14 protein-coding genes and 1 pseudogene are annotated in these 17,286 nt (G+C 71.1%); all 15 read left to right on the plus strand.

Annotation, left to right across the window (positions count from 1 at the left end; genetic code table 11):
- Positions 1–5: 5 nt before the first annotated feature.
- Entirely contained in the window at positions 6–941 is a 936-nt protein-coding gene (locus tag ACWDZ6_RS14475; protein WP_451503091.1) for an aromatase/cyclase, read from the plus strand.
- A pseudogene (locus ACWDZ6_RS14480) lies at positions 884–2,518 on the plus strand (FAD-dependent monooxygenase); the annotation flags it as partial. The gene ACWDZ6_RS14475 and the pseudogene ACWDZ6_RS14480, both read left to right, overlap by 58 nt.
- Before the next feature lie 391 nt (positions 2,519–2,909).
- Entirely contained in the window at positions 2,910–4,406 is a 1,497-nt protein-coding gene (locus tag ACWDZ6_RS14485; protein ID WP_451503092.1) for an FAD-dependent monooxygenase, read from the plus strand.
- 18 nt (positions 4,407–4,424) lie between these two features.
- Positions 4,425–4,937: a nuclear transport factor 2 family protein gene (locus tag ACWDZ6_RS14490; RefSeq protein ID WP_451503093.1), complete on the plus strand. Its 513-nt coding sequence runs from the start codon at positions 4,425–4,427 to the stop codon at positions 4,935–4,937.
- Positions 4,938–4,948: 11 nt separating this feature from the next.
- On the plus strand, positions 4,949–6,220 hold the full coding sequence (locus tag ACWDZ6_RS14495; RefSeq protein WP_451503094.1) for a nucleotide disphospho-sugar-binding domain-containing protein: 1,272 nt from the start codon (positions 4,949–4,951) through the stop codon (positions 6,218–6,220).
- Positions 6,221–6,227: 7 nt separating this feature from the next.
- Entirely contained in the window at positions 6,228–6,803 is a 576-nt protein-coding gene (locus ACWDZ6_RS14500) for a dTDP-4-dehydrorhamnose 3,5-epimerase family protein (RefSeq protein ID WP_451503095.1), read from the plus strand.
- A gap of 169 nt (positions 6,804–6,972) precedes the next feature.
- Positions 6,973–8,562, plus strand: coding sequence for an MFS transporter (locus tag ACWDZ6_RS14505; RefSeq protein WP_451503096.1), 1,590 nt, complete (start codon positions 6,973–6,975; stop codon positions 8,560–8,562).
- 1 nt (position 8,563) lies between these two features.
- Entirely contained in the window at positions 8,564–10,336 is a 1,773-nt protein-coding gene (locus ACWDZ6_RS14510; protein WP_451503097.1) for an FAD-binding oxidoreductase, read from the plus strand.
- Positions 10,337–10,353: 17 nt separating this feature from the next.
- Entirely contained in the window at positions 10,354–11,478 is a 1,125-nt protein-coding gene (locus ACWDZ6_RS14515; RefSeq protein WP_451503098.1) for an acyl-CoA dehydrogenase family protein, read from the plus strand.
- Positions 11,479–11,489: 11 nt separating this feature from the next.
- Positions 11,490–12,320 carry an NAD(P)H-binding protein gene (locus ACWDZ6_RS14520; RefSeq protein ID WP_451503099.1) on the plus strand — a complete coding sequence of 277 codons (831 nt, stop codon included), beginning with the start codon at positions 11,490–11,492 and terminating at the stop codon, positions 12,318–12,320.
- Positions 12,317–13,141, plus strand: coding sequence for an SDR family oxidoreductase (locus ACWDZ6_RS14525; RefSeq protein WP_451503100.1), 825 nt, complete (start codon positions 12,317–12,319; stop codon positions 13,139–13,141). The genes ACWDZ6_RS14520 and ACWDZ6_RS14525 overlap by 4 nt, the downstream gene beginning before the upstream one ends.
- Positions 13,142–13,163: 22 nt before the next feature.
- The gene (locus ACWDZ6_RS14530; protein ID WP_451503101.1) at positions 13,164–13,652 is read left to right on the plus strand and encodes a flavin reductase family protein; all 489 of its coding nucleotides are present in this window, start codon (positions 13,164–13,166) and stop codon (positions 13,650–13,652) included.
- 45 nt (positions 13,653–13,697) lie between these two features.
- Positions 13,698–14,537 carry an SDR family oxidoreductase gene (locus tag ACWDZ6_RS14535; protein WP_451503102.1) on the plus strand — a complete coding sequence of 280 codons (840 nt, stop codon included), beginning with the start codon at positions 13,698–13,700 and terminating at the stop codon, positions 14,535–14,537.
- A gap of 118 nt (positions 14,538–14,655) precedes the next feature.
- On the plus strand, positions 14,656–16,179 hold the full coding sequence (locus tag ACWDZ6_RS14540; protein WP_451503103.1) for an FAD-dependent monooxygenase: 1,524 nt from the start codon (positions 14,656–14,658) through the stop codon (positions 16,177–16,179).
- Positions 16,180–16,218: 39 nt separating this feature from the next.
- Complete coding sequence (locus ACWDZ6_RS14545) at positions 16,219–17,277, plus strand: methyltransferase (protein ID WP_451503104.1); 1,059 nt, start codon at positions 16,219–16,221, stop codon at positions 17,275–17,277.
- The last annotated feature ends 9 nt before the right edge of the window (positions 17,278–17,286 follow it).

A 17,286-nucleotide genomic window follows, 5' to 3' on the forward strand; every position in this document is an offset into this window, starting at 1 on the left:
GACCGATGACCAACCGCCTGGTCGAGCACGAGATCACCGTCGACGCCCCGGCCGCCGCCGTCTACCGGCTGATTGCCGAGGTGGAGAACTGGCCCCGGATCTTCCCGCCCACCATCTACGTCGACCACGTGGAGCGAGGCGTCGACGAGGAGCGCATACGGATCTGGGCCACCGCCAACGGCGAGGCCAAGAACTGGACTTCACACCGCACCCTGGACCCGCGAAAGCTGCGGATCACCTTCCGGCAGGAGATCTCCAGCCCGCCGGTCGCCGCCATGGGCGGCACCTGGATCGTCGAACCGCTGTCCGACTCCGCTTCCCGGGTGCGGCTGCTGCACGACTACCGGGCGGTCGACGACAACCCCGAGAGCCTGAAATGGATCGACGAGGCCGTCGACCGCAACTCCCGCACCGAACTCGCCTCCCTGAAACAGAACGTCGAACTGGCCCACGCCTCCGAGGAGATCACCTTCTCCTTCGAGGACACCGTCCGGATACAGGGCCGGGCCAAGGACGTCTACGACTTCGTCAACGAGGCGGGGCTGTGGGCCGAGCGGCTCCCGCACGTGGCGAGCGTCCGCCTGGAGGAGGACATTCCGGGGCTGCAGACCCTGGAGATGGACACCCGCGCGCAGGACGGTTCCACGCACACCACCAAGTCGTACCGGGTGACCTTCCCGCACCACAGGATCGCGTACAAGCAGGTCACCCTGCCCGCCCTGATGACACTGCACACCGGCTACTGGACCTTCACGGAGAACGAGCGGGGCGTCGCTGCTTCTTCGCAGCACACCGTGGTCCTCAACACCGACAACATCGCCCGGGTGCTCGGCCCCGAGGCGAGCGTCGCGGATGCCCGGGAGTACGTCCGCAACGCGCTGAGCACCAACAGCCGCGCCACTCTCGGCCATGCGAAGGACTACGCGGAGAAGAAGCGCTGACCATGGCCGCGCACTCTGTGGACACCGACGTGATCGTCGTGGGTGCCGGGCCGGTCGGTCTGATGCTCGCCGGGGAACTGCGGACCGGCGGGGCGCGGGTGACTGTACTGGAGCGGTTGGCCGAACCCACCGCCGAGTCCCGCGCGTCGACCCTGCACGCCCGCACCATGGAGATCTTCGATCAGCGAGGGCTGCTTGACTCGTTGGGGTCGGTGCCCAACGACATGGTCGGGCACTTCGGTGGCATCCGCCTGGACTTCAGTGGGCTGGACACCCGGTACCGGGGCCAGTGGAAGGTGCCGCAGGCCCGCACCGAGCAACTGCTGGGCACCTGGGCGGTCGGTCTCGGCGCGGCCGTCAGGCGCGGTCACGAGCTCGTGGGCCTGCGGCAGACCGAGTCGGGGGTGGAAGCCGAGGTGGTGGGCCCCGGGGGCAGGGTCCGGATCCGGGCCGCCTACCTGGTGGGATGCGATGGTGAAAGCAGCGCTGTACGGCGGCTGGCGGGCTTCGCTTTCCCCGGCACGGACGCGACGCGGGAGCTGCTCCGCGCCGACGTGGCCGGTATCGATGTGCCCAACCGCCGGTTCGAACGCCACGAGCGCGGCCTGGCCATCGCCCACCGCCGGCCCGATGGGGTCACCCGGGTCATGGTGCATGAGTTCGGCGCGGCCGCCGCGGCACGTGCCGGGGAGCCGGCGTTCGCGGAGGTCGCCGCCGCGTGGGCGAGGGTCACCGGGGAGGACATCGGCGCGGGCAGGCCGATCTGGGTGAACGCGTTCGGGAACGCCCGTAGGCTGGCCGAGCGGTACCGCAGCGGCCGGGTGCTGCTCGCCGGGGACGCCGCCCACGTGCAGATGCCGGTCGGGGGCCAGGCCCTCAACCTGGGCCTGCAGGACGCCGTGAATCTGGGCTGGAAGCTTGCGGCGCAGGTGCGTGACTGGGCGCCGGTGGGCCTGCTCGACACCTACCACGAAGAGCGGCACGCCGTTGGCCGCCGTGTGCTGGCCAACATCGAGGCGCAGGCCACGTTGCTGCTGGGCGGCGCGGAGGTGGAGCCGCTGCGCGCGACCGTGGCCGAACTGCTCGGCCACGACGAGGTGGTCGGGCATCTGGCCGGCATGATCAGCGGTCTGGACGTCCGTTACCCCGACGGAAGCGACGCCCCGCTGCTCGGCGGCCGGGTGCCGCACTGGGAGCTGACCGCCGAGACCGGCCCGTCCAGTACCGCGAAGCTGCTCCGCACCGGCCGCGGGGTGCTGCTGGACTTCGCCGCCGGCCTGCCGTCGGGCGCGGTTGCCGGCTGGGCGGACCGGGTCCGCATGGTATCGGCCGCGACGCCGCACGGCCCTGGGACCGGGTACCCACTCGGGCCCGGCGGCACGGCCGTCCGTGCGGTCCTGCTCCGCCCCGACGGTCACGTCGCATGGGTCGACGACTGTACGACACCTCTCCGCGCCGCGCTGCACCGATGGTTCGGCGCCCCGGACGCGGACCGGGAGAGAACGCCCGCCATGACCGGGACCGCAGGGAAACGAGCCGACCCGCCGGCGCGTGTGCACGGGGGTACCTCCGGATGATCCGTGTGGTGACGGGGCGCCCGACGGCCGAGGAGCGGCCGTCGTGATCATGGTGCTGCCGGCGCGCCAGGAGGCCGGCTCTCCCGCGCCCGGCCGCGCGCGCCGGGCCACCGCGGGCCGGCGGCGCCTCGAGCGGGCCCCGGGGTACCCGTCGCCCCGCAGTCGGCAGTCGCCCGCAGATGCGTGAAGGTGCCCGGCGCAGGCGCCGCTGTTCGCCATCGAGGGTGGCGACACCCCGCACACGGTCGTCGGCGGCAACGTGCCGAAGTCCCATTCCGTTTCCCGGGCCGACCTTGCCCACGCCGTCCTGGCGATGTTGGACGACCCGGCGACGGTGCGGCAGCCGGTGGGCGTCGCACGCTGAGCCCAGAATCTGAACAGGAGACCATTGATGGATGCTCCATTCGACGCCGAGGTCATCGTCGTCGGCGGCGGGCCGACCGGGCTCATGCTCGCAGGAGAGCTGCGCCTGGCCGGGGTCGAGGTGGTCGTGCTGGACCGGCTGACCGAACCGACCACCGAATCGCGCGGGTTGGGCTTCACTCCGAGGACCATGGAGGTGTTCGCTCAACGCGGCCTGGTGGACAGGTTCGACCTGCTGGACCCCCCGCTCCAGACCACCACCCGCGGGCACTTCGGCGGGCTGCCGCTGGACTTCGGAGTGTTTCGCGATGCCCATCCGGCCGTCGTGAACCTTCCGCAGGTCCACACCGAGACGATGCTGCGCGGCTGGGTCGCGGAGCTCGGCTGCGACCTGCGCCGCGGCCACGCGGTCGTCGGCCTGGCCGACACCGGCGACGCCGTGGAGGTCCAGGTCGAAGGGCCTGACGGGCCGCTGCTGCTGCGCGCGCGGTACCTGGTCGGGTGCGACGGCGGCCGCAGCACGGTCCGCGGGCTGGCCGGTTTCGATTTCCCCGGCACCCCCGCCACCCTCGAGCTGTTCCTCGCCGACGTCCGAGGTTGCGACATCCGGCCACGCTTCATCGGTGAGTGGCTGCCCGGCGGGGTCGCGATGTCGGCCCCCATCGGTGACGGGGTGGACCGGGTCGTGGTGTGCGAACGGGACACGCCCCCGCAACGGCGCACCGAGCCGCCGACGTTCGGCGAGGTCGCCGCCGGCTGGCAGCGGCTCACAGGAGAGGACATCAGCCACGGCGAGGCGCTGTGGGTGAGCGCCTTCGGCGACGCCACGCGACTCGCGACCGAGTACCGCAAGGGGCGGGTGCTGCTCGCGGGAGACGCCGCGCACGTCCACCTCCCGGCGGGCGGGCTCGGTATGAACACCGGCATCCAGGACGCCTTCAACCTCGGCTGGAAGCTCGCCGCCGTGGTGCGTGGTCAGGCCCCGGACACCCTGCTCGACACCTACCACGACGAACGGCACGCGGTGGGCAGGCGGCTGCTCAACAACACCCGCGCCCAAGGGCTGCTCTTCCTGGGCGGCACCGAGATGCAGCCGCTCCGCGACGTGCTGGGCGAGCTCACCGACCACGAGGTCGTGCACCGGTACCTGGCCGGCATGGTCAGCGGGCTGGAGATCCGCTACCCGACGGGCCCTGGCGACCACCCGCTGCTCGGGCTGCGCATGCCCGACCTCGAGCTCGCGGGCGAGGCCGGGACGACCACGGTCTTCCCGCTGCTGCGCGGGGCTCGCGGCCTCGTGCTCGACCTCGCCGACGACGAGTCCGTACGGCAGTCCGCGCGGCCGTGGGCCGACCGGGTGGACGTGGTGACCGCCAAGCCGGCCGCCGATTCCGCGGTCCCGCGGGTGGACGCCGTGCTGGTGCGGCCCGACGGGCACGTGGCTTGGGCCGCGCCCGGCGGGCAGGAGGAGCTGGCCGACGCGCTGGGCCGTTGGTTCGGCCCCCCTGCCACCCCTGTGGTCTGAGAGCAACGGAGGATGCACATGCCACAACAAGCGGGCCCACTGCGCCGGCTCGCCGACCGGATGGATGTCCAGGACCTGGTCGACCGCTATGTGGTCGGTCTGGACGAGACGGAGTTCGACGACGCCTGGGCGCGGTCGATCTTCACCGAGGACGGCAGGTTCCAGTTCTCGATGGGCGGTCACGACGGAGTGGCCGGCATGGCCGAGTACACCGCCGCGATGGTGGGCAAGTGGCGACGGACCCACCACGTGGCCGCCGGACACCTCGTCGAGATCGACGGGGACCGGGCGCGGGTGAGGGGAAACCTGATCGCCACCCACCTGCACCCCCCGGAGGCGGCACCGGAGAAGCCGCCCGGGCAGTCAGGGGCGCACGAGACGCCCGGGGCACCCGAGCTCTTCCAAGTCGGGGACCGCTTCGAGGGCGAGGCGGTGCGGACCGACGCCGGCTGGCGCTTTGCGCGGCTCGCGTTCGAGGTCGTCTGGACCCGCGGCACGCCGCCGGGGCGCGTTGACATCCACGACAGCTAAAGGGCATTCACATGCGGATTCTCATCGCGGTCGCACCACTGACCGCTCACCTGTACCCCAGCATCCCGCTGGCGTGGGCGCTGCAGAGCGCCGGACATGAAGTGCGGGTGGCCAGCAACACCGGTCTGGTCGAGCAGATCACCGCGGCCGGTCTCACGGCGGTCGGGCTCGGCGAACTCGCCTCGCCGCCCCCGCCGATCACCGATGAGGAGCTGGACCGCTTCAGCGACGCGCTCGGGTTCGAGGCCGGCTCCGACTTCGACCAGCTCTGGCGGGCGACCCGCTACTACATGGTGGCCGCGTGCAAGCGGTACCACCCGGACGAGGAGGGACGGCAGGAGCTCGCCGACAACCTGGTCGAGGTCGCCCGGAACTGGCAACCGGACCTGGTGATCTGGGATCCGGCATGTCCGGTGGGGTCGGTCGCGGCCCGCGAGTGCGGGGCCGCGTCCGCTCGGATGATGTGGGGCCCTGACTACTTCGGCTGGGTCCGTAGGCGCTTGGTCGAACGCATGAATGACCCGGCGTCCCCGGTGAGTGCGGACACGGATCCCCTGGCCGCGACCCTGGCGCCGGTGTTCGGGCGGTTCGGCCATGACTTCTCCGATGAGTTGCTGTTCGGCGACTTCACTGTGGACCCGATCCCCTCGCAGCTGCCCAGGCCCGAAGGGCTGCGCCGGGTCCCGATGCGCTGGGTGCCGTACACCGGGGCGGCCCCGGTGCCGCAGTGGTTGTCGCAGCCACCGTCACGGCCGCGCGTGTGCCTGTCGCTGGGCGTCACCGGGCGCACGGTCCACGATGGCCCGGACGCGCGGGTCATGGCCGCCTTCGAGGCGGTGGCCGATATGGAGATCGAGGTGGTCGCCACGGTCAACGCCGATCAGTTGGGGGAAGGCGCGCGCGTCCCCGACAACGTGCGGATATTCGACTACATCCCGCTCACTCAGGTAATGCCGACATGCTCGGCGGTCATCCACCACGGTGGCTTCGGCACGTTCTTCGCGGCGGCCGCGCACCGGGTGCCCCAGATGATCGTCATGGAGGAGTTGGGCAGCGCGCTGAACAGCACCCGCTATCTGGAGGCCAGGGGCGCAGGCGTGGTCCTCCCCAGCGACGGCCTGACCGCGGCGCAGGTGCGCGGCGAGCTCTCCAGGATGCTGACCGAGCCGTCGTTCCAGCGGGGGGCCGGCGCCGTGTACGCGGACATGACCGCCGCCCCCGGCCCCAGCGAGATCGTGCCGGTGCTGGAGCGGATGGCCGCGCAGTACCGTACCCGGGACTGAGCCGGACATGGACGTTGTCGAGACCCAAGTGCCAGGCGCGTTCGTGTTCACCCCGAAGCAGATCTCCGATGAGCGGGGTGCGTTCTTCGAAGCGTTCCGCCGCGACCAGGTCGAAGAGGTCACCGGGCGTCCGTTCCGGCCCGAACAGATCAACTACTCGGTGTCCCGGCGGAACACTCTGCGCGGTATCCACGGGGTGGCCGTACCGCCGGGGCAGACCAAGTACGTCACCTGTGTGCGCGGGGCGCTTCGCGACATCGTCGTCGACCTGCGGGTGGGTTCGCCCACCTTCGGTGCGCACCACGTGACCCTGCTGGACGCCGAGTCCGGGCGGTGCGTGTACGTCCCGGAGGGGGTCGGGCACGGATTCCTGTCGCTCACCGACGACGCCTGCATCTGCTACGTGGTCTCCACGCCGTACGTGCCCGGCACGCAGATCGACATCAACCCGCTCGACCCCGACCTGGCGCTCCCGTGGGGGTTCAGCGAGCCTCCGCTGATGTCGGAGAAGGACGCGAAGGCACCCGGGGCGCATGCGGCGCTCGCCTCGGGGTTGCTCGCGAACTGGCATGACGTTCGCTGATCCTGCCGGACGGGCGGGGCGCATGGGCAGGCCGCTTGACGGGGCCGCCGCCGAACCGCTGGTGAACGGCGCGGTGCTGTCGGCGTATCAGGTGCGGGGCAACGCGGGCCGCATCACCGCGGACCGGGCCTTCACCCCTCGTCGTCCACAGACAACGCAAGGAGATCCTTTGAGTACCGACGTCGGTACGACGGCAGCACCCCGGGCGACCCGTAGAGAATGGCTGGGGCTGGCGGTCCTCGCGCTTCCCACCGTGCTGATCGCCATGGACCTGACCGTGCTGCATCTGGCCCTGCCCACTCTCACCGCCGACCTGCGGCCCGGCAACACCGAGTTGCTGTGGATCGTGGACATCTACGGATTCCTCATCGCCGGCTTCCTCATCCCCATGGGCGCGATCGGGGACAGGATCGGCCGCCGGCGGCTGCTGCTGATCGGCGCGGTCGCGTTCGGAGCGGCATCGGTGGTCTCGGCTTTCTCGGTCAACCCGGCGATGCTCATCGCCGCCCGGGCGCTGCTGGGCATCGCGGGCTCCACCCTGATGCCCTCCACCCTCTCCCTGATCCGGATCATGTTCCGGGACCCCAAGCAGCAGGGCACCGCAATCGGAGCCTGGTCCGGCTTCTTCGGCCTCGGCACGGTGATCGGACCGCTGGTCGGCGGCACGTTCCTGGAGTGGTTCTGGTGGGGCTCGGTCTTTCTGATCGGTGTTCCCGTGATGGTGCTGCTGATCATCCTCGGTCCGGTCCTGTTGCCCGAGTACCGGGACCGCTCGGTCGTACGTCCGGACCTCATCAGCGCGATCATGTCCGTCGTCGGCATGCTCGCCCTGATCTTCGGTATCAAGCGGATCGCCCAGGACGGCGCGGGCCTTGAGCCGGGCATCGCCATCGTCGTCGGCCTGGCGGTGGCGGCGCTCTTCCTCTCTCGCCAGCGCCGGCTCGAGCAGCCGCTGGTCGACCTCTCGCTGTTCCGCAACAAACTGTTCGGCACCGCCCTGGGCATGGTGGTGCTCGCTACGCTGCTCGCCGCCGGGTCACAGTTCCTTGTCCTGCGGTATCTGCAGCTTGTGCGGGGTCTGCCCCCGGTCCGGGCCGGGCTGTGGTCGCTGCCGATCACACTCGGAGTCATCATCGGCTCCTTCGGGGGTCCGGCGCTCGCCGGACGTATGAAGCTGAGCACCCTGATATCCGGGGGCCTGGTGGTCTCCGCGCTCGGCATGCTGCTGCTGACCCGCGTCAGCGGCCCCTCCGACCTGTTCCTTGCGGTTGCCGGGACGGCCGTCATCGGTCTCGGGCTCGGCCCGCTGACCGTGCTGGGCACCGGACTGATCGTGGGAGCCGCCCCGCCCGAGCGGGCCGGTGCCGCGTCCGGGATCAGCGCGACGGGCTCCGAGCTCGGCAGCGCACTGGGGATCGCGGTGATCGGCAGCGTCGGCTTCGCGGTGTACCGGGCCAACCTGGCCGACAACCTCCCCGAGGGGCTGCCCGCCCCCGTCGGCAAGGCGGCCGAGGACACCCTCGCCGCCGCGGTGGACGTCGCCCACACGCTGCCGGCCGCCGACGGCTCCCGGCTGTTGTCGGTGGCCCGTGAGGCATTCGTGCACGGCCTGCAGACGACCGCGACCGTCGGTGCGGTGCTCGCCCTACTGCTGGCCGTAGCGGCCGCGACCCTGCTGCGGAACACCCGGATGCCGGGCCCTCCGCCGCTCGCGGAAGCGGACGATGCGGCGAAGTCCTCAGAGAAGACGGACAACTGACGTGCTGGATACGAACTTTGCGGCCGACGCGGTCCAGACCCCCGTGGGGGTCTGGACCGGCCTGGTGCGCCACGACGGTCAGACCGACCCCTACACCATCTCCTTCGCGCCGGACGGAACGATCGCGCTGCGAACTCCTGTCACCGTGGGCACCGGGACCTGGGCCGCCGGGGAGGCGGGGCGATTCACCTACGAACTCACCGAGACCTTCACCCCGGCGAGCGGCCAGGCGGGGCGGCTCCAGGCCCACGTCGAGGCCCACGTCGAGGGGGCCACGCACAGGGGAGTCGGCACCGCCCGCATCTACACCCCCGACGGCGTGATGGTGCACAGCACCACGGCCGAGTCCACCGGCGAACGAGTCGGTGACGTACCAGCCGCCTGGCACGACGTCGTGAGCCTGGGCGCGCCGATCCGCGGACGCACGCTCCACCGCGGGGACGACGGATTCGAGGAGGCGAGCTCCGGCTGGCTGCTCACCGTCGAGCACCGTCCTGACGCGGTCGTGGTCGTCGCGGACGCCGACGACGTGGCCGCCGCCGTCCGGTTCGCCGCCACGACGAACCGGCCGATCGCGGTGGAGTCGACCGGGCACGGCAAGTCGGTGGCGGCCGACGGTGCGGTGTTCGTCTCGACCAGGGAGCTGCGGGAGCTGTCGGTCGATCCGGGGGCTCGAACCGCCCGGATCGGGGCGGGGCTGAGTTGGGGCGCGGTGCTCGCCGCCGCCGCCGAGCACGGTCTCGCGCCGCTGTGCGGCTCCTCCGAGCAGGTCGGGGTGATGGGCTACCTGACCGGCGGCGGACTGCCGCTGACCTGCCGCACATACGGCTTCGCCGCAGACCATGTCCGCTCACTCGAACTGGTCACGGCCGACGGCCGCATCCGCACCGTCTCGCCGACCCGGGAACCCGACCTGTTCTGGGCGGTGCGGGGCGGCAACAGCAACTTCGGCGTGGTGACCGAGGCCGAGATCGACCTGGTGCCGCTGTGGAGCGTCTACGCCGGCGAGCTCTATTACCCGGGTGAGGACCCCGCGCACGCGGCGCAGATGGTGCGGTCCTATCTGGCCTGGGTCAAGGAGCAGCCGGACGAGATGTCGTCCTCGGTGACACTGCTGCGGCTCCCGGACGTGCCAGAGCTGCCCGATGAGTTCCGTGGCCGGTCATTCGTGCAGGTGCACATCGTCTACACCGGCGACGAAGCGCAAGGCGCCCGCCTGGTGGAACCGCTGCGCGCGCTCAACCCCGAGACGGACACCTGCGCCACGATGCCGTACCGGCGGATCACCGAGATCCACCACGACCCGAAGAACCCGGTCAGGGTGCACTTTCGCAGCGCGCTGCTGTACGAGCCGGACGACGTGGCGGTCGAGACGCTGGTCTCGTTCATCGATCCGGCGGCGGCGCCCGGAGGACCGTTCCCCGGCATTGAGCTGCGCCACCTGGGCGGGGCGCTGAGTCGTCCGCCCACCCGTGCGCACGCGGTGGGCACCAGGGACGCGGCGTTCCACTTGTGGCTGCGGATGCCGGCCCCGGCCGAGGAGGCGGGCGCGGTGCGCCGGGCCGCGGACGAGGTACTGGAACGGCTGCGGCCCTGGGACACCGGCGCCCTGCTGCCGGGGTTCCTTTTCGACCACGACTCCGACCCCGAGCGGGTCCGGCGGGCCTACGCAGAGCCGGACTACCGGCGGCTGACCGAGCTGAAGGCCGAGTACGACCCGCTCAACCTGTTCCGCGTCAACCACAACATCCCGCCCGTCCTCGACGGTGCGTGAAGGGAGCAACAACCGACATGTCACTCTCAACAGAGACACAGGCGGCGATGGTCGAGCTCGCCAAGCTGGCCGGGGCGCAGGCCGCGCAGGCCGACGTCGAGCGCAGGGTGAGCCCGGACGTGATACGCGCGACGGTGGACGCCGGGTTCGCCCGGTGGCGGGTGCCGACCCGTTGGGGAGGGGCCGAGCGCAGCCACACGGAGCTGACCGCCGCGGTGGCGCAGCTGGGTGAGGAGTGCCCCTCGACGGCGTGGCTCGCCTCCGTCGCCGCCTATTCCGCCCGGTACGTGTGCTGTATGCCGGAGCAGGGCCAGGCCGACATCTGGGCGGACGGTCCCGACACGACGGCGGCGATCGTCTTCAAGCCGATGGGCACGGCAGTCGCGGTGGACGGCGGGTTCCGGCTCTCCGGGTCCTGGACCTATGTCAGCGGCGTCGAGCACTTCGACTGGGCGCTGTTGACCGGCCCCGCCCCCGGCCCGCAGTCCGGCGGGCAGCCGATGAGGCTCTTCGCGGTACCGCGACGGGACTACACCTTCGAAGACACCTGGGCCTCCCTCGGCATGCGGGGCACCGGTAGCCACACGGTCGTCCTGGACGACGTGTTCGTGCCCGAGCACCGTACCTGCCTGCGCGAGGACGCGATGCGGGGCGCGATGGTGGGCCTGCCGGGTCACACCCAGCTGTCGAATCCCGCCGTGAGCGGGCTGATGTTCGTCGCTCCCGTACTGGGTGCCGCGCGTGCCGCGCTCGCCATCGCGGAGCAGCTCGTGGCGGTCGCCCCGACCGGCCCCCGGGCCGCTGCCGGCCAGCCCTACCAGGTGGACTTCGCCAGGGCCGCCGGAGAGATCGACGCGGCCCAACTGCTGCTGGAGCGGGCCGCCGCCGTCGCGGACGGCGATGCCGTACCGCCGAAGCTCGCGCAGCGCAACCGCAGGGACTGCGCGCTGGCGCTGGAGATGCTGGTCGCCGCGACCGATCGGTTGCTGAGGATCGGCGGCACCAGGGCCCAGGAGGACGGGCACCCGCTGGGGCGGTACTGGCGGGACGTGCGCTCGGTCGCCAGCCACGCGGTCATGCAGTTCGAGCCCGCGGCGCTCGCCTACACCCTGGGTCTCCAGGGTCTCGTCGGGCCGTCCTGAAGGAGACAGTAATGATCTTGATAACCGGAGCCACCGGGCACGTCGGCAGGCCACTCGTGGACGAGCTGCTCGCGGCCGGCCGAAAGGTGCGGGCACTCAGCCGCGACCCGGCCAGGGCCGACCTGCCCGCCGGGGTCGAGGTGGCCGCCACCGCCGATCTGCCACTCGACGGCATCACCTCGGTCTTCTTCGTCACGGCCGCCTTCCCGGAAGGCTCCGCAGAGCCGATCGCCCGGATGAAGGCGGCGGGGGTCCGCCGCATCGTCGCCCTGTCGTCCTACTCGGTCCTCGACGACGACCCCAAGAACATGATCGGCGTGAAGCACCGGGATCTCGAGCGCCAGATCGAGGAGACCGGTGCGGAATGGACGTTCCTGCGGCCTGCTGGAGGGTTCGCGGCGACCGCCCTGGAGTGGGCCGAGGGGATCAGGACCGACGGCGTCGCCTGTTCGCCCTTCGGGGATGCGCGGACCGCCCCGGTTCATGAGCGTGACATCGCGGCGGTGGCCGCCCGCGCACTGCTGACCGACGACCTCGTGGGGGAAACGCCGCTGTTCAGCGGGCCGGAGTCGCTCAGCTACGCCGACCGGGCACGGATCATCGGCGAAGTGACCGGCGAGCCGGTCCGCTTTGCGGAGCTCACACACGACGAGGCGCGACAGGAGTGGCTCCGGGCCGGTGTCCCCCCGCACGCCGTGGAGGCACGGCTGAGGATGTTCGCGACCCTGGTCGGTCGCCCGCACGAGATCTCTCCGGTCGACTCCTTCCTGGGCAGGCCAGGCCTGACCTTCGCCCAGTGGGTGGCCGACCACACCAACGCATTCCGAAAGGTGACGTCATGATTCTGATATCCGGTGCCACGGGCAACGTCGGCGGCGAGCTGCTGCGGCAACTGCGTGCGGAGGGGGTCGCCGTTCGGGCGCTCACCCGGGACCCGGCGCGGGCCGGCTTCCCGGCCGATGTGGACGTGGCCGAGGGAGACTTCGCCACACCGCAGTCTCTGGCCAAGGCCCTCTCCGGGGTGGAGGCCCTCTTCCTCATGATGTCCGGGAACGAGGCCGCGGTGGTTGAGGAGGCGGCCCGCGCCGGGGTGCGGCGGATCGTGCTGCTGTCCACCATGGCCGTGGAGACCCGCCCGGACTCCTTCATCGGCAAGGTGCACCAGGAGGCCGAGAGCGCCGTGGAGAAGTCCGGGCTGGAGTGGACGTTCCTGCGTCCGGGCCAGTTCGCCTCCAACACCCGGTCCTGGGCAGCCCAGCTCGCGACGGGCGACGTGGTGCGCACCCCGTACGCGCAGGTGGCCCTGCCCGCTATCCACACCGGTGACATCGCGGCCGTCGCCCGCACCGCGCTCACCCAGGACGGGCACGCCGGCGCGGCCTACGCGCTCACCGGCCCCGCACCGATAACGCCCGTCGAGCAGGTGGCGGCGATCGGTGAGGCGATCGGCCGGAAGCTGCGGCACGAGGAGATCACTCCGGAGCGGGCCCAGGAGGCGATGGCCGCGCACATGCCGGCCGAGATCGTGGCCGCCACCCTGGAGTTCCTCGGCAGCCCCACCGTGGCGGAGACCCAGGCCCTGCCCACCGTCGAAACGGTGACCGGGAAGCCGGCGAGGACGTTCGCGGAGTGGGCGCGCGACAACGCCGACAGTTTTCGCTGACACCCGGGAAAGGGACGCGACCGTGCTGACCCAGCGCAGTTTCCGCGACGTACTGGGATGTTTCAGCACCGGAGTGGTGCTGGTGACCGCGGAGTCGGACGGCGGGCCGGTCGGCATGGCGGTGAACTCCTTCACCTCCGTGTCACTCGATCCGCCTCTGATCGCCTTCTGCGCCGCGCTGACCTCGACCACGTGGCCGGCCATCCGGGCCACGGGCGGTTTCGCCGTCTCGATCCTCAGCGATACGCACGAGGAGATCTGCCGGACCTTCTCGGCACCCGACGCGGACCGGTTCGCCGGCCGGGACTGGGCCCGGACCCCCGCCGGACGCCCCGTGACAGCGGACGGACTCGGCTGGCTGGACTGCCGGATCAGGACGGTTCAGGTCGCGGGGGACCACCACCTGGTGATCGCCGAAGCGGAGGACTGGTCCCTGGGGGCCGACGCGAGGCCGTTGATCTTCCAGGGCGGCCGCTTCGCCGGCCTGAGGGAGCGGTCACGTGCGGAATGACGTTGCCGAGGCTGATCCAGAGAGGTCGGAGATGGGGAGGGGTCCGTGTTTCTGGTGACCGGAGCGACCGGGAACGTCGGTCGTCATGTCGTTCATCAACTGCTCGCCGCGGGAGAGTCCGTACGCGCGCTGACCCGTGGCCCGGAGGGAGCCCGCCTGCCGGCGGGGGCCGAGGTGGTCGGTGGCGACCTCACCCGGCCGGAGACGGTGGAGCCCGCGCTGGAGGGCGTCTCCGCGCTGTTCCTGTTCCCCTCGCCGGGCACGGCGGGGCCGATCCTCCGGGCCGCAGGGGAACGCGGGGTACGCAGGGTCGTCATGCTCTCGTCGTCGTCCGTCGAGTACACCACCGACGGCGCCGACAACGCGATCGTGGCGTACCACAGGGAGATCGAGCACGAGGTCGAGACGTCCGGGCTGGAGTGGACCCTCGTCCGGCCCTGCGGGTTCGCCGTCAACACCCTGCAGTGGGCACCGCAGATCCGCGCCTGTGGTGTGGTGCGCGGGCCGTACGCGGAGGCCGAGATGGCGCTCATCGACGAGCGTGACATCGCGGACGTCGCCACCCGCGTGCTGCGAACGGACGGGCACGTGGGCGCGAAGTACGTGCTGACCGGGCCGGAGCCGCTCACCCACACCGAGCAGGCCCGGCGGATCGGTGTGGCCGTCGGACGTCCGGTGCGGTACGAGGAGGTGCCGCCGGCCGTCGCGCGCGAGCAGATGATCCGGAACCGGGTCCCGGCCGATCTCGCGGACATGACCCTCAGGTTCCAGGCGGGGCGCGCCGGTGTGCCGGCGGAGATCTCACCGACGGTCGAGGAGGTCACCGGCCGCCCCGCACGCACGTTTGACCAGTGGGCCGCCGATCACGCGGCCGACTTCCGGTAGGGACGACGGGGGGCCGTCAGGCGTCGGCGGCCTCCCGCCTGCCCCGCACCGATTGCCGTCGAGCCGTAAACAACATCGTCCCTATGCAGTTCTGTGGCGGAACAAGAGAGGAGTCCTCATGGCAGATGTGCTAATCGCCGGCGCCGGCCCGGTCGGGCTGATGCTCGCCTGCGAGCTGCGGCTAGCCGGAGTGGACGTGCTGGTGCTGGAACGGCTCGCGGAGCGAAACGGTGAGTCACGAGCCGGCGGCCTCCACGCTCGGAGCGTGGAGCTCCTCGACCAGCGCGGGATCGCGGACCGGTTCCTCGCCGCCGGCAGGACGGGGCCGCTCGCGCACTTCTCCTTCATACCTCTGGACATCGGGGACCTCCCGACGAGACATCCGTACGCGCTCGCCATCCACCAGTCACGGGTCGAGCGGCTCCTGGAGGAGCGTGCGATCGAGCTGGGCGTACGGCTGCGCCGGTCCGCCGAGGTAATCGGTCTGCGCCAGGACGGGACCGGGGTCGAGGTGCAGATCGCCGGGGTCCAGGGCACCGAGCGGCTGCGAGCCGGCTACCTGGTGGGCTGTGACGGCGGCCGCAGCGCCGTACGCAAGCTGGCCGGCATCGGCTACCCCGGCACACCGGCCACGGTGACCGCGCTGATGGGCGACGTCAAGCTCACCGACCCACCCCCCGGGATCATCTTCGGCTCCGAGAGCCGACGGGAGCACGGGTCCTTCATGATCTTCGACTCCGACCGACCCGATACGCACCGGGTGATCACTATGGAGTTCGACAAGGTCACGGATCGAGACGCCCCCGTGACCCTGGAGGCGCTCCGCCGGGCATGTATCAAGATCGCCGGTACCGACTTCGGCATGCACAGCCCACACTGGCTCAGCAGCTTCAGCGACGCCGCCCGGCAGGCCGACAGGTACCGCGAAGGACGGGTCCTGCTGGCCGGGGACGCCGCACACATCCATTTCCCCTCCAGCGGACAGGGAATGAACCTGGGGCTCCAGGACGCCGTCAACCTGGGCTGGAAGCTCGCCGCGGTCGCGCACGGGCAGGCCCCCGAGGAGCTGCTGGACAGCTACCACGCCGAACGGCACCCAGCCACCGAGCGCATGCTCGGCAGCATCCGGGCACAGACCGCCCTCTGGCGCCCAGGCGCTCAGACCGACGCGCTCCGCGAAGTGTTCGGTGCCCTTGTCGAGTTCGAGGACGCCAATCGGTATCTGGGCGGCGTTTGCACCCAGCTCGACATCCGCTACCCGGTGGGCGACGGACATCCGGCCCTCGGCCGCCGGGTGCCCGACCTCGACATCAAGACACCCTCTGGGCAGATACGCGCCTTCGAGCTGCTGCACGCCGCACGACCTGTGCTGCTCGACTTCACCCGCCGACCCGACCTGCGTGCCGCCCTCGAAGGCTGGACGGACCGGGTGGACCTCGTCGAGGCAGAGTGCCAGGACGATCACTGGACGTATCCGGTGATCGGCGACGTTCCGGCCCCCGCGGCGGTGCTGATCCGCCCCGACGGCCATGTCGCCTGGGCCGCGCCCACCGTCCCCGCCGGCCCGGCCACTCCGGAAACCACCACAGCGGCCCTCACGTCCGCGCTCATCAGGTGGTTCGGCCCTGCTCAGGGCCGCTGACCCTTTTTCAGAAATTGCCCATGTCGATCGGAGAATTGCATGTCGAAGGATGAACTGACGCCCCCCGCCGAAGTCGCTGAACTCCCCCCGGAGTTCGCTGCGTTGATGCGGCTCGCCGACCTGGTGACCCCCATGGCGCTGCGGGTGGCCGCGAACCTGCGGCTGGTCGACCACATGCAGAACGGCGTCCATGACCTCGAGTCGCTCGCGAAGGTGACCGATTCCCATCAGGAGACGCTGGGGAGGGTGATCCGGCACCTGGTCGCCATCGATGTGCTGGCGGAGCCCACGCCGGGCAACTACGCGCCCACCGCCCTCGGCGAGCTGCTGGCCCACGGTCACCCGGCGACCCAGGTGGGGTGGTTGGACCCGACTCACATGATCGGGCGGGCGGACCTTGCGCTTATCCACCTCTTCGAAGCCGTCCGCGACGGCGGCTCCATCTACAAGAAGCACTACGGCAAGGAATTCTGGGACGACGTCTCGGGTGACGCGGTCCTCGGCGCCACCTTCTACGACCTGATGGCCCACGGCCAGAAGCGCATCTTCAGCGAGGCGGTGGAACGACACGACTGGACCGGTGTACGCCACATCCTCGATGTGGGCGGCGCCGACGGCGACCTGATCGCCACCGTGCTGGGGAAGGAGGCCGGGATCAGCGCCACCCTGCTGGAACTCGCCGGCCCGGCGGCCAGGGCGCGAGAGAAGTTCGAGGCAGCCGGACTGGCCGGCGAGGTCGACGTGGTCGACGGCAGCTTCTTCGATCCGCTGCCGGTGACGTCCGACCTGATCACGGTGTCGTTCGTGCTGCACAACTGGTCGGACGACGACGCCGTACGGATTCTGCGCAACTGTGTGAAGGCGCTGGAGCCGGGCGGCTCCCTGCTGCTCATCGAGTGCGCCGACCAGTCGCCTTCCAAGCCGGATCCGGGTTTCACGAGCGGCGACATCCGGATGATGGCCTACTTCGGGGGGCGCGAACGCACGCACGCCCAGTGGCAGGAGCTTGCGGCTGCCGCGGGCCTGAGGATCGACTCGGCGTCCGATGCCCTCGCCTACGGCGCACGCGTGCTCACCCTCGTGAAGGCGTCTGCCTGACGGTCTCGC

It is taken from the genome of Streptomyces sp. NPDC002926 (genome assembly GCF_053591755.1).